Here is a 20892-nt window from a genome sequence, read left to right on the forward strand (position 1 = left end):
CATTGGGTTGTGAGGTAATTATGCGTGCTACATATACACGGATATAGGAAGGGGGCTGTAAGAGGATACTAACTGATATGGAAATTAAGGCTTGTACCAATGATAAAAATTGCAGCATGATTATTATTCGTAGAGTCAGCTTTTTGGATGAGCTACTTGCTAGATTTTTTAAACAATGGCTTGTAGTTTTAATTGTTTTAGTTCTTTTTAAAACGACTAATAATAAGTTGTTCTTGTTGAAGATATATGTCGGATTATTCAAGACGATATGAACTGTGTAATCGGTATGAAACACTAAATATGGTCTGAGTGCATCTTTACTGTCTAGAGGTGGACATACCGTTAATTTTTAACTGTATGGCGATGAGATTCGAAACACCACCAGTCAATAGGCCCTTTTGCGTCCGTGCAGGGGGGAACCTTGCGATTGAATCTTTTGTGGCTGCAGGCCACATCTCTAAACAGGTAAATAAAAAGCAGATACCGTAATCAGCATCTGCTTTTTTTTAATTTTGCAATCAACTTGTTAATTGGTTATAGCTTTGATAGTTAGCTACTTTTGCGGTGTAATTAAGTATTTCTCACCGGTAGCTTGTTTAGAATAACCCGCCATTGATTGTAATTGTAATACTTCTGCCAGTGACACTTCATGGGTGTAGTGACTTGCAAATGTGGTGGTAATTTCATCTGCAACACGTTGACGCATTGCCATAACCGTTTTAGTACCTAATTTACCTAGCGCATTGAATAATAAAAATCCATTAACACCCCAAGCAAAGCCGAAGTTACGATTGAGTGTAATCGGGCCACGATCTAATGCGCCATAAATGTATACTTGTTTAAAAGTGTCTGAGCCATAAACACTGTGCTCTTTCATATCACGCGATGCAGCGACTTCCATACAGTTAAGAATATCACTGGTTAATTTACCGCCGCCAATGGGGTCAAACGCAATCGTTGCACCGGTTTCAATTATGGCAGCGGTTAAGTCGGCAAGGAAACTATCACTGCTTGAGTTAACAACATATTTGGCGCCCATATCTCGTAGTAGCGTTTCTTGCTCCGCTTTACGAACGATGTTAATTAAATCGACGCCATCGGCAATACAAATGCGGTTTAACATTTGGCCAAGGTTAGACGCTGCTGCTGCATGGATGATGGCTTTATGGCCCTCAGCGCGCATAGTTTCAACCATTGCTAATGCTGTGAGCGGATTAACAAAAGAAGATGCGCCTTCTTTAGCCGTAGTGCCTTGTTTTAATGCTAAGCAACTTTGCACATTGGCACAAAGATACTGACGATAGGTGCCGCCGCCAATAACAGCAACCGTTTTACCCATTAATGCTTGCGCTGCAGGCGATGAACCCGCTGCGACAACAGTTCCTGCCCCTTCATTGCCAACCGGAATGGCTTTGCCTACACGAGCTTTAACTGCAGGCATAAACTTAGCAGGCACATCCGCAGTAATCACTGGGCTTTGTTCTGTGCCTGCTTGTATCGCACTAGACATATCTGCAACGCTAAACAAAACGGCTAAATCTGACGGGTTTAATGGCGCGGCTTCAATACGAATAACCACCTCATCGGCACTAGGTTGTGGTATATCGATGTTTTTTAAAGCAAGTGTTAATTTATTATCTTCGCTGATTAATGAAGTTAGTTGAATATTGGTATTTGTCATTTAGATTTTCTCCGGCAAATTAATGAGTACTTTAAACTAATATCGTTTTTTTATTGGTCATGTTCTTTTCGTCGTTGAATGTAAGACAACGTATTAGTATTGATGGTTTATCGTAATGGTAAATTGGTTTATACAAATGTTACCCAGCGTTCGCTGCTTGGATTTGTGCTTTTACTTTTTGCATAAATTCGGGCATGTTTGCGAGTCGATCTGCTTCAACCTGTTGGGCAATAACGGTTTTGCTCATAGCATCGTTCCACTGTTTCATGCCCGGTACCTCTGCAAGTACATCCCAGTTAAGTTGGCTAGAACCAAAAGCGTTAACTATGGTGTTGACGTAATAAACATATATATCAGCCATGGTGAATTGTTCACCAGCAATCCAGGGTGAAAACTGACACAAGCGACTTAAGCCTGTAACCCCACGGGTTAATACTTGGCGCACTTCTGTTTTAACTGACTCAGGTATTTCGGTACCTGAAAATACATAAGGTATTAGCCGTCTGCTAGGCAGTTCAAAATACAACTCTGCCATTTTCATGATTTGACGTACAACAGCACGTTCCTCTGCATTTTCAGGATACAGCGGAATGGTAGGGTTGGTCTCTTCGATAAAATCACAGATAACACTAGACTCAGATAGATACTGACCTTGAGGCGTTGTGATAACAGGTACTTTGCCAGCGGGGCTAATGGCCAGCAATTCTTCACTACCACCGTAGATAAGGTTTTCTTTAAATGGTAGTTGTTTAAACAACAATACATGTTTCACTAGGTTGTAATAGTTGCTAGCGGCAAAACCGTGCAAAGTAATCATAAGTTAGTCGTCCATCATTAACGTGAAGGTTGTTATTAATTCCCCATGAGGCAATTAAGGTCCTTGTATTTAACATGCTGCAACAGGGTTAAGGTTGCAATGTTTAAGTTAACACCATTATTACGGGTTTTAATTGGGTTATATATACGAGGAAATGCTAATCACTATTGCTTTTAAGACAACAATAAGGGGAGAATAAAACCACAATACTAACTATTCATTTAGGGAGAAGTGAGTTGGATCAACTACGAGCGATGCGGTATTTTAGCAAAGTGGTCGAAACAGGCAGTTTTACCAAAGCGGCGAGTGCGTTTAATGTGCCGCCATCATCGTTGTCGAGACGGGTTGCTGATTTAGAAAAGAGCTTGGGGGCCACATTATTAAAGCGCTCGACCCGAATGGTTAAACTGACCGAAGTAGGGCAGATTTATTACAATGATGTTCAACAAATATTGAATCAGTTAACGCAAAGCCATGAAACGGTTCGTAGTTACCAAACAACGCCTATGGGACGTTTGCGGATTAGTTCGATGGTGGGCTTTGGTGAAAAAATATTGCTTCCTTTGTTAGATGAACTCAGTGAGTTATACCCTCAAATTGTATTGGATGTCAGTTTAAGTGATGAATTATCGACACTTGGACGTGACGATGTCGATATTGCCATTCGCGGTGGTTATGCGCCCAATGAACGTGTGTTAGCGATAAGGTTAATGGACAATGGTTTTATTCCTGTCGCGTCTCCTGGTTATATAGACAAACACGGCATACCAAACAATGTCATGGAGTTAACGCAACATAACGGCCTGTATTTTAAAGCGCCAACAGGGCCAACACCTTGGTTATGTCATATGCATGGTCAATGGCATGATGTCTCAGGGCCAGCGGTAGCAATTTCAAATAACGGCCCCTGGTTAGCAAAAAAGGCTTGTGATGGCGAAGGTATTTTAATGTCTACTCGGTGGGCATTGGCGTCTTACCTACAGTCTGGTAAGTTGGTAGAACTTAAGTTTGAGCATGAGTTAGCCATCACTCAACATTCTGATATGGCAGTGTATTTGTTGTATCAAAAACAACGTTATTTAGTACCAAAAGTAAAAGTTGCAGTCGACTTTTTAGTTGAAAAAATAAAAATAAATGGGCGTTAAAGAAACGTGCGATTTGCAGGGGAGATATTAGCCAAGTATGTAAATAAATGAGTTAATCATTGTCGTTATGATGTCTTGTATACCGTTTTCCATTTATCAAGTTGGCACGGTATCGATGAGTTCATTGATAAGACAGCCATATAAAGCGTTTGCATCTTGATTTAGTCTCATAAAGATACAAAGGTTGAGGCCGTTGAGCATAGCGCTAAAGAATCATGTTTTAAATAGTGCTATTCGTAAAACTCAAGTGGTATAAGGTTTTGGTAGACGTAATACCCTAGTGGGCCCATTAATAAACTGAGCATTGACCATAAGATGCGTTGGGCATTTTTGATATGTGCTTTCGAGGTAAATGCCCGATAGCAAAAGTGAATATGTAGTATCAATAATGCGATAAGCATAAAGACTAATGTAATATCCATATTGTTCATGTCATGTTCCTTTGCATTACAGCAATGACGTTAATTTAAGTGTAAGCTTAAATTTAAAAGTTGCAGAAAAATTATCGAAAATCCGCTTTCAATACTGCTATTCATTCTTACACCCATAATTTACTGTAAAACTAAACAGAATAATAGTCAGTAAACTACTAAATATTCATAATTTTTTCATTTTTACACAAAGGTATGACTTTTACATTTTGTTATTATGAATATTTGAGCTTCATCATGTTTCTCTCTGGTAACCACAAAGAATACTTTTGCATGACAGCTAAAAAGAGCGGGCTATTGATCAAGTTGTTCAACCATTGGCTCACATTTGGGTAGGGTAATGCGTTAAACCATTGAGGTTCAACATTGGCAAACTGACGAATAAACGGAAAAATCGCAAAGTCCGCTAACGTTGGAGTATGAGTACATAAGTATCTGTAATCATAAGGTTGTTTCTGTAGCTCTTGTTCCAATAGTTGAATAAACTGCTCAGCCTGTTGTCTGTACCATGTCTGGCTTTGCTCGGGAAATCTATCTGCATATTTATACTTGTCTAACCACGGTTTAAAGTCATGATCGTTTGCATTTATGAGCGCAGTAGTTTGGGGGCTCGACACCCAATCAAGTAATGTTTGGTAGGCATTTGGACTTAACCAGGGGGAGGTTAGATCTGGATGTTGTGTTAGCGCAAACTGCATAATTTCAATGCTCTCAGCTATTACACTTCCATCTGCTGTGATTAAAACCGGTACAGTTCCTTTTGCTGACACCGCCAGCATCTCATCAGGTTTATTTTTAAGTTCAATTTCACGCACGGTAGGGTTTAACTGGCTTAAATGCAAGCCGATGCGAGCACGCATGGCATAAGGACAACGACGAAATGTATACAAAATAGCTGAATTCATAAAGCAACTTCTATAAGTAACAAAAACATTGAGTAAGGAATGAGGTCATACTGCGGCCCATTGCGCAGACAGTTTAAAGCTAATTTGATGACAGATCGAATTTATGAGTGTGTTTCAATTGTGATTTGGGTATACTTTCCGCCGTTTTTTTGAGTAAGCGCACGTTGCGTTAGCCTTATATGCACTGGAAATTAAGTTCCAGCCAGCGGAGTTATATAGTATGCACGACACTAATCAAGACCAAACATCTTCAATTAAAGTGGTTGTTTGCGCCCTTTATAAGTTTGTTTCTTTACCTCATTTTGAGTCTATCCGTCAGCCTTTATTGTCTGTAATGGAGCAAAACGAAGTTAAAGGTACATTATTACTGGCCCAAGAAGGTATTAACGGTACGGTTGCGAGTACACAACAAGGTATCGATAACTTACTCGCTTGGTTAGGCACACAACCTGGGTTAGATCATATCGTGACTAAAGTGTCGTTTGACACTGAAATGCCATTTTATCGCACCAAAGTGAAGCTTAAAAAAGAAATCGTCACCATGGGCGTTGAAGGTATTGATCCGCGTAAAGTGGTAGGTACTTATGTTAAGCCTAAGGATTGGAACGCGCTGATTTCAGATCCTGATGTCATTTTGGTTGATACTCGTAATGATTACGAAGTGAAAATTGGTACCTTTAAAAATGCGGTTAACCCAGTCACTGAAACCTTTCGTGAGTTTCCTGAATACGTAAAGCAGAACCTTGATCCTGCCAAGCATAAAAAAGTGGCGATGTTTTGTACTGGTGGTATTCGCTGCGAAAAATCAACGGCTTACTTAAAAGAGCAGGGCTTTGATGAGGTGTATCACCTTGAGGGCGGCATTTTAAAGTATCTTGAAGAAGTTGAACAAGAGCAAAGCATGTGGGAAGGTGAGTGTTTTGTGTTTGATAATCGCGTTGCGGTTAATCATAGCTTAGAAAAAGGCCAATATGATCAATGCAATGCATGTCGTATGCCGATTACCGAAGCCGAAAAACAAACCGAAGCTTATGTGCAAGGTGTGAGTTGCCCGCATTGTATCGATAAAATCCCAGATGAGCAGCGTCAACGCTTTATTGAACGTGAACGCCAAGTGCAATTAGCATTACAGCGTGGCGAAGCGCACATTGGCAGCGATGTTAATCAAGTGATTGAAGCTCGCCGCCAGCAAAAAGAAGCGCAGCGCAAAGCCCAAGAGAAAGTGAATAGTAAATAAGCTTAGCCAGTACTATTGTTAGCCCAGTCAAGATTGATTGGGCTGTATTAAAATCGTAAACTAATTCCTAGTATTGCCAGTTTTTTCTGCTCTTGAGCTAAATCTCGACACAGCAAATCATTTTGCAGGCGTTGGTCACCAGCTAAGGATAATGTAACGGTTTGTTCATCGACTGTAAGGTTAATCGGTTCGATGCTGTTACTTATCCGCCCCAAATTCATCACCATTGCCAACCTAAAAATGACTAATAATCGAATCAATAATGTTTGTTCGTCATCATTAAGTTCACTTATTGCCGCAATATTAATCCGTTTACGCTGATTCGCGACGAGTAATGCGAGTAACTGCTGTTGTAATTGATTAAACCCTGGTAAATCACTGTTTTGAATAATGTAGCCGCCGTGCTTCTGATGGGCGCGCGAATTAATCTGAATTCCTATTTCATGTAGCATTGCAGCATCGTTGAGTAGCCATTGATATTCACTAATGTGCCATTGTGTAGCGACTTGCGAAAATAAATGGTCGATAGATGCTGTAACATTGGCCGCTTGTATTGGATCGATATGGTAAAGCTGTGCCAAGCTACTCACTGTGCGTTGTTTTACCCCTTTAAACTGTTCAATTTGCGACAGTTCATATAACACTCCCTCGCGTAAAGCCCCTTGCGCCACCTGCATTTCATTGATGGATAAGCGTTTAAAAAAACTAATCAAAATACTCAGGCCGGGAGCCAATAGGGAGATTCGTTTGGGGTCGAGATTATCAAGTTTAATATTATCGATGTGGCCAACACCCATAAGATAGTGCTTTAAGGTTTTTAAATTATTTAAGGTTAAACTCTGTTGAGAACCGGTTAAGCATTGTAATGCTTCAGCTATGGCTTTAACGGTACCTGAGCTACCTAATACAAGTTGCCACGACGATTTAAAATAAGCATTGCTGAGTTGAGAAAACTGTTTGTCTGCGGCACTTTGCGCAGCTTTGAAGTTATCTTTAGTCAGTGCCCCATCATAAAAAAAGCGCTGCTGATAACTAACACAACCACATTTTAAACTGGCTAAATGTGAGGTTGAGGTAGCTTTACCTACGATGACTTCGGTTGACCCACCACCAATATCAATCACCAGGTTTTGCTCGGTTAAGGTTTGGCTGTGCATTATGCCATTGTAGATTAGGCGCGCTTCTTCGTGACCTGAAACTATTTCTATAGGATAGGGAATGATATCAAGCGCAGCTTTGATAAATTGATGGCAATTAGTTGCTACGCGCAAAGTATGAGTGGCAACCAATCTTACCCGGGTTTGTTCTAAATCTGAAAACCGTTGATTAAACTCGGTTAAGCATGCCAAGCCACGCTCAATAGCATCATCGTCTAATGAGCCGTTAGCTCGTAATCCTTTGGCTAGTTGCACTTGACGTTTTTCTTTATGCAGTATTTGAATGCTGCCATGTTGCTCGCGAGCAATAACCAAATGAAAGCTATTTGAGCCCATATCAATCGCAACAAAATGTAATGATTGTTCAGAAGATGACACGTGATATTAAGCCTTTTTCTGTTGTGGTTGCTCAAGCCATTCGGATTTTATTTCCGTTATTTTATCGGCACTAATTTCGTTAATTCTTTGAGCTTGTTTGGTTTCATATTGGGATAAATAATGATGAATAGCAATCTGGCTGCGTACTTTTCGTTTATTGCCTCTGGATTTGTAATGGTTTTGTTGTAAAGGGTCAATAATGCGCGACTTAGTATTGTCACTGAATTGGATCTGCAAAATATCAGTGATCATTTGTTTCAGTTCAACATCATAAATTGGTGTACAGACCTCAATACGTTCATCAAGATTTCGCGTCATCCAATCGGATGAGCCTATATAGATTTTTTCTTCACCGTTAGCATAAAACTGCATCACTCGAGAGTGCTCTAAAAAACGGTCGACAATACTCATCACTTCAATATTGTCGCTCATGCCTTTAACTTGCGGTAGTAAACTGCACATGCCTCGAATAAGCAGTTTAATCTTTACGCCAGCTTGAGAGGCTTCATAAAGCTTATTGACCATGATCTCATCAACCAAGTTATTAATTTTAAGCGTAATTACAGCAGGCTTTTTTTGCTTGGCCGCACTTATTTCATCATCGATCAGCGCTAACCAACGTTGGCGAGAATTAAAAGGCGATACAATGAGGTGCTCAAAGTTGTCTTTATGGTAAGGACGCTTTAGTAGGTCGAATACTTGTTTAACTTCTTGGGTGATGTTTTGGTCGGCAGTAAATAATGAAAAGTCAGTGTAAAAACGTGCAGTACCTTCGTTAAAGTTACCCGAACCGATATGAGCATAAAGCACAGTTTCACTGCCTTCTTTACGGCTGATGAGACAAAGCTTTGAGTGGACTTTTAAGCTAGGTATCCCATGATGCACTTTTACGCCAGCCTCGGTTAAGCGAACGGTCCAGTCGATATTTGATTGTTCGTCAAAGCGTGCCAGCAGTTCAATAACGGCGGTAACTCGTTTACCGTTTTTAACTGCATCAATTAATGATTGCATAATGTGACTATTTTTAGCCACGCGGTATAAATTGATTTTTATCGCTGTCACCTCGGGATCGTAGGCCGCTTGTCTTACTAACTCGGTAAAATGAGAAAACTTATGGTACGGATAATTTAACAGAATATCGTGTTGGCGAATGGCTGCAAAGTTGTTGGCGCAAGCGTTAAATTTAACACTGCTCAATGCTGGCAATTTATCGTTTAGCAACTTCTTTCGCCCAAGATTCGGGAAGTTTATAAAGTCTTTAAAACTATGGTATCGCCCTCCAGGAATAAGGCATTCTGTGGAGCTAATGTTTAACTGTTTTTTCAATGTGTTAAGCATATGCTCTGGCATTTCACGGTCGAACACCAGCCTAACAGGTTGAGCTCGCAAACGTTTTTTTAAGCCGTTAGACATCTGTTCTAACTGTGTTTTTTCTAACTCAACTGAAATATCAAACTCAGCATCTCGAGTCATTTTCATTGAAAAGACTTCTATGTGATCATATTCAAAAAATGGTTTAAACAATTGATCGATACAATGTCTAATAATATTGTCTAATAATATCAGATGTTTAATCTTGGTTTTGCGTTGTGATGGTAGTTCAATAAAGCGGGGTATATTAGCTGTTGGTACTTCGACAAAGGCGTATTGCTTATTCTCCCCCTGATGTAAACAAACACATAAATAAGTGGCATCGTCATTGATGTTTTTAATCAACTCACTGTGTTTTGTTAGCACAAAAGGGGCAATGTGGCGCATTAAGTTGTCATTAAAGTATTTACGTAACCAGTGACTATGAAACTCATGCAGTTGTAACTCATTGACTAAAAATATATTACAACGAACGAGTTCTTTCATCAGTTCAAGGTAAATGGCATCAAATCGTTCTTGTAAATCAATGACTTTTTGTTGAATTTGTCTCAGTAAAACACGGCTTGTACATGGTGCATCAGATAAACTCGACAGTAAGGTTGCTCTTCGGACTGAGGCAACTCGGACTTTAAAAAACTCATCCATATTGCTCGAAAAAATGCCTAAAAACCGGACTCGTTCAATTAATGGTACGTGTTTGTCATAGGCTTCTTGTAGCACTCGTTCATTAAAAGATAACCATGATAATTCTTTATCGATAAATAGCGCATTATTAACAGATGACATTGCTTGTCCTATCAACGAAATAGGCTGTTACAGATCCGAGACAACCTAGTTTATGCTTTATCTCGTTAGAGATAATTTAAGTTGCCGAACATATTATGTGATTGTTGTGACAGATTTATTTATTCGGCTTGAGCAAAACAGTGATAAAAGCCGTATAAATGGTTTAGCAAGCGCCACAAGTGTGTTATTTTGAGCGCTTTTTTCGATTAGACGACTGAAGGTAAGCCAATGTTTGTTGGATTTGATTATGGCAGTGCCAACTGTGCAATAGGGGTAATGATTGACGATGCGGTAACCTTACTGCCTTTATCGACGCACTCGGATTTTATGCCTTCAACCTTATATGCCATGGACCGAGAGTTAATTGCTGAAGCGGTATACCAAGGATTACCTGAAAGCTTAAAAGCGGAATATTCTCATATTCGCAGTTCACAATTAATGCGCGCTAAGCAAATGCGCCATGAATTAGATTTATTACCCAATGAGCAAGCCGTATTTGTCGGTCAAGCCGCCATTGATGCATACCTAGAAATGCCCGAAGAAGGGTTTTATGTTCGTTCGCCAAAATCATTTTTAGGCGCCAACGGCCTGCGTCCAGATCAGATAGGCTTGTTTGAAGACATCGTCACTTTAATGATGCAACACGTGAAAACGTTGGCGGATAAAGCGCTTCAACAAAAATCATTGTCTCCATCAACTCATGCTGTAATTGGCCGGCCGGTGAACTTTCAAGGCATAGGCGGTGAAGACAGTAACCAACAAGCTGAAACCATCTTGCGCCTTGCCGCATCGCGCGCTGGTTTTAGTGATGTGACATTCTTGTTTGAACCGTTAGCTGCAGGAATGGATTTTGAGTCAACGCTAGACAGTGATAATACCGTATTGGTTGTTGATGTGGGCGGTGGTACAACAGATTGTTCTGTGGTGACCATGGGGCCTTCGCACAGTAACAATACCGATCGCACTCAAGATTGTTTAGGCCATTCTGGCCAACGTATTGGAGGTAATGATTTAGATATCGCGCTGGCCATGACAGGCTTAATGCCGAGTTTTGGCGCTGATAGCTTAATGACTAATGGCAAACCTATGCCAAGAGCACCTTTTTGGAATGCGGTGTCGGTTAACGATATTAGTGCCCAGCGCGATTTTGTAAGCTTAGCGTCGCGTAAATTGGTTGAGTCGATGATAAAAGACGCTGAACACCCGCTTCTACTAAAACGCTTACAAACGGTTCAAAAAAATCAAATGAGCTACCAAGTGGTGCGCCAGGCTGAAGCGGCCAAAATCAGTTTGTCTGACGCTGATAGCACTCAGTGCTTACTTGATTTTATTGAAAAAGACTTGTTTGTTACCTTAACTGCTACTCAGTTTGAACAAGCCATTAGTGATCCACTCGCCAAAGTCGAAGCCTTAATGAAGCAAGCGATGCAAACGGCAACAGCTCAAGCACAACAACAAGATTGCGCTTTGCCAAGCAGTCCTGATATTGTTTATGTTACTGGTGGTACAGCTCGTAGTCCGGCGATTTACCAAAAAATAGCCAGTGTTTATCCGTCAGCTAAAGTCGTGGTGGGTGATCACTTTGGTTCGGTAACGGCTGGGTTAACTCGTTGTGCCCAATATGCATTTAACTAAATAGAGTCAATACTATGCTGAGTCAATTAAGGTTTAAGTTTGCAATGGATGCGTCTAAAACATCATCACTATTATTAGCAACATTGATGGGGAGTGCATTATTAAGTGGTTGTAGCGATGATGTGGGAAAAGTCAGCTTAGGTTTGTTTACCACTAAAGATGTGATTATTGATGCTAAACACGATCCAAAAATCCCCGGGGTGACTTGTCATATTAGCCGTATTGAGGCCAATTTAGATTTGGCCGACCCGTCTGATATGAGCATCAGTTGCCGTCAAACCGGCCCGATAAGTCATGCAGAATTAGCTGATATTGATAAGTCGAAAAATGGCGAGGTGGTGTTTAAAGAGTCTTTGAGTATTTTATTTAAAAGCTTAAAAGTGCGTCGTATTTATGATGTTGAAAATCAAACGTTATTATATTTGTCCTACTCAACCAAAGAAACCAACGGCAGCCATAAACATGCGTTGTCTACGGTGCCGCTATACGGCACTGCGGCTTGGCAAAAGCCGTTAACCACAAAATAAACGCGTAATAAAAAAGGCAATCAAAATAGATTGCCTTTTTTATTGATGAGCGAGCATGTTAAACACGGGACGCTCTTTTTAATATCAATAACCACAATACTGGCAGTAAAGTGATATAGAAAAACATGGCGGTAGCGCCGATATCACCTGACAACAAAGAGCTAAAAATAAACCTGACAATGCCCATAGGATCCCACGGCATGTAATGCATATTACCGTGTAATAATATAGTCGCTAATACTACGACGGTCACCGCTAACCATTGTTTGCTAGGCTCATAGCTTTTAATCACAAATGCTGGAATAAACGCGACTAAACCTATCCCAACAAAGTTTTGAGTTAAATGGGTGATGGTAGGATAGCCACTTAGGTTAAACCACCAAAATACATTACCCGCAGCAGACTGTCCTATTGCTGCGATGCTTAACGCGAAATAAGCTATGCCTACGCATAAACTGAGTATGATTAATTTGATGAAGTTCATTTGTGTCCTTAATATTTATATTATATAAGTGCTTGTTTTAAATATTACTTTTCTACTATCAAATCAAACACAACGTCTATATTGGCAGCCACACTCATACTGGCTTGTAAATAACGTCCTGGAGTTAAGTCATCTGGATCAACTCTTGAGCCTGTAACAGTAATTCTCTCTAAACCGTAATGGGAAACGTAGTTGTAGCCAGCGCTGTTATTATTAGAGTTAATACTATAAATGTCACCTAGCGTGGCCCCAAAAGCTTTAGCTAACGATGCACCTTTTTCTTTTGCATTTTGAACAGCTAGTTGATTAGCTTTTTCCATTAATTGCTCTATTTGAGAAGAGCTCATTTGAATATCTTCTATTTCATTAATCCCAACACTCAATGCAAAATTAATGACATCATTTAATAGATTTAAATCAGATACGATTAGATTAATTGTTCTTGTCGCGACAAAGCCATCAATGACTTCTTCATCATTATCGCCATAACGAATATGAGGCTCCGTCAACAAGTTTGAAGCCGTAACAGCTTGCTCTTTGATACTAAATTTATGCAGGCCATTTAGCAGGCCGTTGACAATTTCGTCGACTTTTTGTTTTGCATTTAATGCATTTTTATCGATATTTCTGACTTCAAATTTCAATGTTGCAATATCTGGTATTGCTGTTAGTTTAGCTTTACCCTGAACTGCGACATGTCGATTGGGAGGTAAACTCGAATTAGCTAAACAGGACAGTGAAAATGCAATTAGAAACATCCCCATGAATATTTTCATAGAACTTCCTTGTTTGGTGTTTTTATTGGATATGTATAAGGTTCATTTGTAATTACAAACGAACCAGACTTTTGGCAAACAATCCTGTTTGTAGGTTGTTAGTTAACTTAATATTTACTCGTTAGTACAGCATTGTAGCGTTCGAAAGCCGCGTCAAGATCGGCAATTAAATCATCGGTATCTTCTAAACCGATGTGCAATCTAATCAGTGGTTTACTGCTATCCCATTGGGTGGCAGTGCGGATATTATTAATACCAAATACGCCTAAGATCAAGCTTTCAAAGCCGCCCCATGAAAAACCCATTTTAAAGTGTGCCATGTTTTCAACAAATGCGGTAACAGATGCTAAGTCACCTTGCTTTAATACAAATGAAAACAGGCCGTTGCCACTGCTAAAGTCACGCTTAAAGTACTCATGGCCGGGGCAGGTTTCAAATGCAGGATGACGCACATGGTCGACTTCTGGGCGACTTGCTAACCAGTTAGCCACTTTGAGGGCATTTTTATTATGTTGCGCCATACGCACACCTAAAGTGCGTAAACCTCGGGCTGCAAGATAGACATCGTCTGGTGAGGTGGTTTGCCCCATTAAATAACTATTTTCGCGCAGTTGCTCCCAACATTTTTCATTGGCGGTTGCTGTGCCCATCATCACATCAGAATGGCCGACAATGTACTTGGTCGCGGCTTGGATCGATATATCGACTCCCATATCAAATGGACGCGAGTTAATCGGTGATGCCCAGGTATTATCGAGCATGACAATCATGTCGTGCTCGTGTGCGATGCGGCTTAATGTCGGTACATCTTGCACTTCCATGGTGATGGAACCAGGAGATTCTAAAAACAGCACCTTGGTATTGGGGCGAATAAGTTCTCGAATGCCTGCACCTATCATTGGATCATAATAGGTGGTTTCGATACCAAATCCGGCGAGCATTTTATTGCATAAATCGCGCGTGGGTTCATAGGCTGTGTCGACCATGAGTAAATGGTCACCACGTTTTAAAAATGATAATAATGCACTACTGATTGCGCCAGCCCCTGATGGGTATAAGGCTGTACCTACGCCACCTTCAAGTTCGCTTATGGCTTGTTGAAATGAGAAGTGGGTTGGTGTGCCGCGGCGGCCATAAAACATTTCGCCGTTGGTTTTGTTTTTAATCGCAAAACGCATCTCATCCATGGTGTCGAACACCACTGTTGAGGCTCTAAATACTGGCGGGTTAATAATGCCTTTGGTGAACTTTTTCTCGCGGCCAACGCTGACGATTTGAGTCGCTAATTTGTCGTTTTTGCTCATGTTTTACTTCCTGTTGGGGCAGAGTTCATACTATTAATATAAGCGTTACTAATAACATGACGAAATGCGCTGCAATGATTAGTAATGTTCGTTGTTGTGCTCATCCTAGCACCAAGTCATTTAAATAAAACCGCCAAATGATCAAGCTTGACTATTTTTCATCACTTAGCGGTAAGGTTAAACACATTTCAACGCCATTAAGGTCGTTCTCGGTAATGTTTGTCGCTTTAATACTGCCGTGATGAAAATCGGTCACTAACCTCGCAATGTATAAACCTAGGCCTAAATGGGGTTTGCCATTAACACCCTGCGGGCGAATAGACACCATAGACTCAAAAATTTGAGTGTTCATGTCTTTGGGTAACAAAGGGCCGATATTACTGACTTTTAACATAGCTTGTTTGTGGTATTGGGTTAGGCTAACCGTGATTGCGGTGCCTTTATCACTAAACTCAATCGCATTATTAATCAGCTTATCCATTAATTGGGCAATGTATTCTGGTACACCCTGACATTGCATGGTTTTGTCTTCTATGTGCACGGTAAATAGTTGTTCAGGATAAGTAATTTGATAACCTTGCATACAGCCACTAATGACTTTTTTAAGTGAGAATCGACAACTTTCGGCTTGAGTTAAACTGGCTTCTAATCGAGTGGCTTCACTTAAATTATTTAAGATTAAGTGGAGGCGATTAACCCCTTCCTGAGCGCGATTAACGTATTTTTGCGATTGCTCGTCAAGTTGTTGTAAACCTAAATGCTCAAGCGAGCTGCGCACCACAGCGACAGGCGTGCGTAACTCGTGCGACAAGCGCGACGACATGTTTTCAAGGTAATGAGTGTATTGGCCTAAGCGACTAACAATGCTTGAAAAACTGCGTGATAAGTCGCCAATTTCATCACGATTTTTAGACGCCTCAATTTGTTGGCGCACTCGTCCCTGACTGTCGATAGCCAGTTCGGCTTGGTCGCGCAAACTGCGGATACGGCTCGAGATACTCGATGCAAAGATAAATAACGCCAGTGTGCCCATGCTCATAATGGTTAAAATAACATTGAACAGTTTTTCAAGCGCGCGGTTACGTAAACTACGAATGCCATGAGTGGTTTCTTCGGCAATGACTACCCCCATCACTTTATCGTCAATCCAAATAGGGCTGGCGGCGGCTAATACTACTGCTTTATTGTCGGGGGTTAAGCGCCAAGTGGAACCTTGCTTGCCGCTTAACGCTTTTTCAATGTGGCTACCGGTCAGCTCGGTTGAGTCTTGCAATGAATCGATAAAGTCTTGCGGTGGCCGGGTGAGTATTTTGTAGTACAAGGGCAATATGTAGTTTTGCTTAAAGCCTTGCCAAAATGAACTTGGCTGACTTACGTCTAAATCATCTGCCCAGGTGTTGGATGAAGTACGAATATCGCCCGATTTAGCTAATACACGGCCATGATTATCGACAACCCAAATGCGTGAGCTGTTGTGGCTCATGCCTTTAATAATACTTTCTATTTCAGGCGAGGGCACCAATACCGTGCCTAAACTGGCAACAGAGTCGGTTGCAGAAGTGCCAATTACATTGACTAACTGACGAGTATTGACATCGTTCACGTTATGAATAGCAAAGCCGAGTTTACTACCTACCATGGTGAGTGGAAGCCTAAACTCGATATTGTATCCTTGGTCTGTTTGCAGCCATTGCCCTTGAATCCGCGACTCAGGTTCTACAGGGGTTGATTGCGTCGGGTCTTCTGGCAGTTCAAACGCACTGAGCCAACCGCTTTTAGTATTGGCAATAATATAGCGTCTAAATTGGCCATCTGGCGACTGGGTTGCCATCACTAAATGATCATTTCTGTCTACGCGTAAGCTTTTACGGCTCCGAAATACCATTTCAGGGTCATTTACCTGAAAAAAACCATACAAATAACCACCGTATTTTCCCACCATGTGGGTAAAACTGATATTGATGGGTTCGGATTCATTTCGCTGATAAATAAGATGATCATCGGCATAGTTTAACGTGCGATGTTGGTATAAGTCCCAGTCGCTTAATTTACCGTCTAGCTGAATAGGGCCTGCAATCGGATAGGCATATAAGTCGCGGCCTTTTTCAACTTGGTTTAAAAAGCTGGCCTGGTTATCAAACAGTTTTGGGCGTTCGTGTAGCGCGGTTGCGAGTGCTTGTGTCGTTCCCTCAAGGGTTTTTTCTTGGCCATGGCGCAGGTATTTTTCCATTTCCCATACATATTCGTAACCAAGCCAAGGGAGGCAAAGTAAAAAAAGTGACAAGATAATGACTTTGGCCCGCAGCCCTAGAGGTAAATACATAAATTAAATATTGTCCCAGCGATAGCCCATGCCATAAACCGTGTCGATACAATCAAATTCGGCATCGATAACGATAAACTTTTTACGTATACGTTTTACGTGTGAGGTAATCGTACTGTCGTCGACATAAATTTTAGCTTCTTGCATCAAATCTTGGCGGCTGCGGACATGCCCCGGGTGTTTGGCCATGGCATGGACCATCCAAAACTCAGTGACGGTGAGTTCAATTGGTTGAGTTTTCCAATACACCTGGATGCGGTTGCCATCGATGGTTAAATGACCGCGTTCGAGTAGGTTATCTTCAATTGGGCTTGATCCAATCAACTCTGAGCGGCGAAACAGTGCGGCAATCCGCGCAAGTAAATGCGGAAAGCTGACATCTTTTGTTAAGTAATCATCGGCGCCTAAACGCAAGCCGCACACTGTGTCGAAATCACTGTCTCGTGCGGTTAGAAAGATAATCGGTAAACTGCTCGACATGGCCCGAAGTGCTTGGCACAGGGTAAATCCGCCATCTATTTCATGTTCAAGGCCAATATCAATAATGGCTAAATCGGGCAGGCGAGCATTAAACGCTACCATCGCTGTTGGGCGATTGGCATAAGCTTGGACGCTGTAACCTTGTTGTTGCAGCACATCTTTGTAATTTTCGCGGATAGCCGCTTCATCTTCAACAATGGCAATTCGTTTCATGGCGTGACTTCAATCAGTAAGGACATAAATAGATACTGTGTTGACTATACAGGATTTTATTAACCAAAAAAGCTGCTAACGGCAATTGCCATATTGTTGCCACATTTGATCGCCACATTGCCACTTTTGCTCCCCAATAAAGCCATTTATATATTGTTTAATAACGGCATAAAGTTATGAGGTTGCACGTTAACTCAATGACTTTCACTTTAAACATCATTGCTAAAAGGGACTCATTATGAAAAAGCAACTTATCGCCGCCACTATTATCAGCACTATTTTATTCCCCCACACCTCATGGGCCGTTGTGGCAGAGCCTCAAGAAGAGCGCGAGCATACAGAAGAATTAGTTGGCTTAAGCTCAGGTATATTACTCGGTGCGGTAATCGCCGGCCCTGTTGGCGCCATTATTGGAGCGTTCACCGGCACCATGATTGGTAAAACCGTGGGCGATGAGGCAGAGATTGCCGATAAAAACCAACAACTCGTAAAACAAGAACACGAATTGGTCGAAACGCAGCAGCAACTCATTGCAATGGATCTGCAACAACAAGAGTTAGTACAAGTGTCGGAAAAATATTACCAGTTACAAACCAACCTCGCAGAGCTTAATGCCAATCAGCAACAAACGCTTAATGAGTTGACCATAGGTATGAATGTGCAATTTAAAACGGGCTCGAGCCAAATAGAACCATTGTTTAAGCAGCAGTTAGACAATGTGGCTTACATGATGACCTTGTCGCCAGAACTAACCATCGATCTGACCGGTTATGCTGACCGTCGCGGGGCAGACCAATATAACCAGGCGTTATCTGAGCAGCGTTTGGCTGAAGTGACCCAGTATCTGGTTTTGCAGGGCATAGATAGTCAACGCCTACAAGGCAGAGCTTATGGTGCCACCTCACCACTACACACTGAGCAAAACCATGAGAATGACTTTTTTGATCGCCGAGTCACCCTGACGTTGATGTCTCCTGGTGCAGAACTAGCAGCAAACTAATCGTGTTATTCATTTTATTCTTAATATTGACTCTGTTACGCAATGCCCAGAGAGCCTGTGCGTAACAGGGTAAGGAGCTGCTATGTGCTGGTTATCTCGTATTTCGTGTTTACCTATTCAGTTGGGTTATCAAAAGTGGTTTATAAGTGTGTTGTTGGTAATATTCACTGTCACAGTGCAAGCGTCGCCGTCGGGAGCGACTGATGATGATATTACCCAAGGGACCTTGGTTTATTTTGCCAAAGATCAAGTGATACAAGCACTGGCTATGGACACGCAAGTGAGTATGGATGTGTCTGGCTTACTTAACCGCGTTACGGTTAAACAAGTGTTTATTAATGATTCAGACCAGTGGCTCAATGGTCGTTATGTGTTTCCTTTACCTGAAAATTCCGCTGTAGATAGTATGCAACTTCGTATTGGAGACAAGGTGATTGCAGGGCAAATTCAACCCAAAAAACAAGCTCAGCAAACCTTTGAAAAAGCAAAAAAAGAAGGAAAACAAGCCAGCTTATTGCAACAACAACGCCGAAATATTTTTACCTCAGAAGTGGCTAACTTAGGCCCGCATGATCAACTTGTGGTGGAGTTAAGTTACCAACAAACATTGAACTTTAATGACGGACTTTTCAGTTTACGTTTTCCGATGGCCATTACGCCGCGTTATCACCCTGAGCAAAGCAGCGACAAAGATAAACAAAATATGTCGATTGCCTATATCGATCCCACTGTACTGCCAAATCAATTAACAGAAATAAGCCAGGCTCAAGGGATTAATGTCAGTATGCAGATCACTATTGATGCCGGTTTTGAACTTAATTCACTCGACAGCTTATATCACCCCATTAAACAAAGTGTGAATGGTCAACGATACACCGTAAGCTTTAACGGTAAGCAAATCGCCGACCGCGACTTTGTACTGCAATGGCAGGCAGATGTTGGAGCTTTACCGCAAGCGGCAACGTTTTATCAAACCGGTAAAACCCATACCGTAGCGGTTAATTCAAATGACAATATAACCACTACTGCGCTCGACCAAAGCGTGTACTCATTAGTGATGTTAATGCCGCCAAGTGTTGAAGTCAGCGAGCAGCATTTAATCGGTCGAGAATTGATTTTAGTGATTGATACTTCGGGTTCTATGTCAGGCCAATCGATTGTTCAAGCCAAGCAAGCATTGCAATTTGCTATCGCTGGACTGCGTGATATCGATACTTTTAATATTATCGAGTTTAATCAAGATATTAGTTTATTATCACCCGTTCCATTAAATGCCAACAGCCATAACTTAGGCTTAGCAAATCGTTTTATTTCAACGCTCGAGGCCGACGGTGGCACAGAAATGGCGCCAGCGATCCAAGCTGCATTGGTCGACACCTTACAAACCGAATCGGTTAATGTGCAAGGTGAATCATTATTGCGCCAGGTTATATTTATGACCGATGGTGCCGTGAGTAATGAACAACAATTGTATCAATTAATTAGTGATCAACTGGGTGAAAGTCGTTTTTTTACTGTGGGTATAGGCTCTGCACCTAATTCAGACTTTATGCGCCGAGCAGCAAGCATGGGGCGAGGCACCTTTACTTATATTGGTAAAGAAACTGAAGTGAAGCAAAAGATTGAGCAGCTACTGACTAAAATCGAACAACCGGTATTAACCAATATTGGGCTGTACTACCTTGACGGTAGCGTACCTGATTATTGGCCATCTACTATTAGTGACTTATATCAAAACGAACCGTTGTGGGTCAGTATTAAATCTCCAAGCCAGTTACTTCAGCCTATTATTGTGTCTGGAAATATCAATGGTCAATACTGGCAACAACAACTCGATTTTACCGATAATCAACCCGCGAGAGGTATCGATTTATTATGGGCGAATGCACAAATAACTGCGCTTGAGTTGTATAAAAATGCAGCCAGCGGCCCTCGAGTGAATAAGCAAGTAGAAGCTTTAGGCATGCAATACCACTTAGTGACTAGCCAAACCAGCTTAGTTGCAGTAGATGTAACACCTGTAAACCCAATGAGTGACTCTACTATTGATGCCAATGTGCAATCGCATTTACCTCACGGCTTACAAGTGGGCAATCAGGCACAAGTTTTACCGCAAACAGCTACATCGAGCCGCTTATGGTTATTGATTGGATTTAGCTTATTGGGCTTAGGTATATTGCACTTCTTGTGGCTTAGACAGCGGTTACCAGGCCAGGTATTGGTGATAGACGCCAATGTTTAA

General features: G+C 41.4%; 17 protein-coding genes. 6 read left to right on the forward strand and 11 right to left on the reverse strand.

Annotated features, from left to right (window positions below; all coding sequences use genetic code 11):
- Positions 1-553: 553 nt before the first annotated feature.
- On the reverse strand, positions 554-1681 hold the full coding sequence (locus IEY40_RS08240; protein ID WP_188955064.1) for a zinc-binding dehydrogenase: 1128 nt from the start codon (positions 1679-1681) through the stop codon (positions 554-556).
- 139 nt (positions 1682-1820) lie between these two features.
- Positions 1821-2498, reverse strand: coding sequence for a glutathione S-transferase family protein (locus tag IEY40_RS08245; protein WP_188955065.1), 678 nt, complete (start codon positions 2496-2498; stop codon positions 1821-1823).
- A 236-nt stretch (positions 2499-2734) separates the two neighbouring features.
- Here IEY40_RS08245 and IEY40_RS08250 point away from each other — a divergent pair, with 236 nt between their 5' ends.
- Positions 2735-3643, forward strand: a complete 909-nt coding sequence (locus tag IEY40_RS08250; RefSeq protein WP_188955067.1) for a LysR family transcriptional regulator — start codon at positions 2735-2737, stop codon at positions 3641-3643.
- A 230-nt stretch (positions 3644-3873) separates the two neighbouring features.
- Here IEY40_RS08250 and IEY40_RS08255 read toward each other — a convergent pair whose 3' ends face one another.
- Both IEY40_RS08255 and IEY40_RS08260 read right to left on the reverse strand, forming a co-directional pair.
- Positions 3874-4074 carry a hypothetical protein gene (locus IEY40_RS08255; RefSeq protein ID WP_188955069.1) on the reverse strand — a complete coding sequence of 67 codons (201 nt, stop codon included), beginning with the start codon at positions 4072-4074 and terminating at the stop codon, positions 3874-3876.
- A 215-nt stretch (positions 4075-4289) separates the two neighbouring features.
- Positions 4290-4979, reverse strand: coding sequence for a glutathione S-transferase (locus IEY40_RS08260; RefSeq protein ID WP_188955071.1), 690 nt, complete (start codon positions 4977-4979; stop codon positions 4290-4292).
- 220 nt (positions 4980-5199) lie between these two features.
- On the opposite strand from IEY40_RS08260, the gene trhO reads away from it, so the two are divergent.
- A complete protein-coding gene (trhO, locus tag IEY40_RS08265) occupies positions 5200-6216 on the forward strand; it encodes an oxygen-dependent tRNA uridine(34) hydroxylase TrhO (protein WP_188955073.1) in 1017 nt (338 codons plus the stop codon).
- 47 nt (positions 6217-6263) lie between these two features.
- Here the strand turns inward: trhO and IEY40_RS08270 are convergent, their stop codons facing one another.
- Complete coding sequence (locus tag IEY40_RS08270; RefSeq protein WP_229777051.1) at positions 6264-7751, reverse strand: Ppx/GppA phosphatase family protein; 1488 nt, start codon at positions 7749-7751, stop codon at positions 6264-6266.
- A 6-nt stretch (positions 7752-7757) separates the two neighbouring features.
- The gene (ppk1, locus tag IEY40_RS08275; RefSeq protein WP_188955076.1) at positions 7758-9908 is read right to left on the reverse strand and encodes a polyphosphate kinase 1; all 2151 of its coding nucleotides are present in this window, start codon (positions 9906-9908) and stop codon (positions 7758-7760) included.
- 228 nt (positions 9909-10136) lie between these two features.
- Between ppk1 and yegD the strand changes: the two genes are divergently transcribed.
- Entirely contained in the window at positions 10137-11543 is a 1407-nt protein-coding gene (gene yegD / locus IEY40_RS08280; protein ID WP_188955077.1) for a molecular chaperone, read from the forward strand.
- Positions 11544-11587: 44 nt separating this feature from the next.
- The gene (locus tag IEY40_RS08285; RefSeq protein ID WP_188955347.1) at positions 11588-12070 is read left to right on the forward strand and encodes a CreA family protein; all 483 of its coding nucleotides are present in this window, start codon (positions 11588-11590) and stop codon (positions 12068-12070) included.
- Positions 12071-12128: 58 nt separating this feature from the next.
- Here the strand turns inward: IEY40_RS08285 and IEY40_RS08290 are convergent, their stop codons facing one another.
- From IEY40_RS08290 to pdsR, 5 genes are all read right to left on the reverse strand, one after another.
- Positions 12129-12554 (reverse strand): hypothetical protein, encoded by a 426-nt coding sequence (locus tag IEY40_RS08290; RefSeq protein ID WP_188955079.1) that lies wholly within the window; start codon positions 12552-12554, stop codon positions 12129-12131.
- Between the two features lie 44 nt (positions 12555-12598).
- Positions 12599-13330 (reverse strand): SIMPL domain-containing protein, encoded by a 732-nt coding sequence (locus IEY40_RS08295; RefSeq protein ID WP_188955081.1) that lies wholly within the window; start codon positions 13328-13330, stop codon positions 12599-12601.
- Between the two features lie 107 nt (positions 13331-13437).
- Positions 13438-14634: a cystathionine beta-lyase gene (locus IEY40_RS08300; protein ID WP_188955083.1), complete on the reverse strand. Its 1197-nt coding sequence runs from the start codon at positions 14632-14634 to the stop codon at positions 13438-13440.
- Positions 14635-14785: 151 nt separating this feature from the next.
- The gene (gene pdsS / locus IEY40_RS08305; RefSeq protein WP_188955085.1) at positions 14786-16957 is read right to left on the reverse strand and encodes a proteobacterial dedicated sortase system histidine kinase; all 2172 of its coding nucleotides are present in this window, start codon (positions 16955-16957) and stop codon (positions 14786-14788) included.
- Positions 16958-16960: 3 nt separating this feature from the next.
- Positions 16961-17650 (reverse strand): proteobacterial dedicated sortase system response regulator, encoded by a 690-nt coding sequence (pdsR, locus tag IEY40_RS08310; protein WP_188955087.1) that lies wholly within the window; start codon positions 17648-17650, stop codon positions 16961-16963.
- Between the two features lie 238 nt (positions 17651-17888).
- Here pdsR and pdsO point away from each other — a divergent pair, with 238 nt between their 5' ends.
- Positions 17889-18650 (forward strand): sortase-associated OmpA-like protein PdsO, encoded by a 762-nt coding sequence (gene pdsO, locus IEY40_RS08315; RefSeq protein ID WP_188955089.1) that lies wholly within the window; start codon positions 17889-17891, stop codon positions 18648-18650.
- A gap of 82 nt (positions 18651-18732) precedes the next feature.
- Positions 18733-20892 (forward strand): marine proteobacterial sortase target protein, encoded by a 2160-nt coding sequence (locus tag IEY40_RS08320; RefSeq protein ID WP_188955091.1) that lies wholly within the window; start codon positions 18733-18735, stop codon positions 20890-20892.

This window comes from Shewanella ulleungensis (genome assembly GCF_014648315.1).
GTDB classification, from domain to species: domain Bacteria; phylum Pseudomonadota; class Gammaproteobacteria; order Enterobacterales; family Shewanellaceae; genus Shewanella; species Shewanella ulleungensis.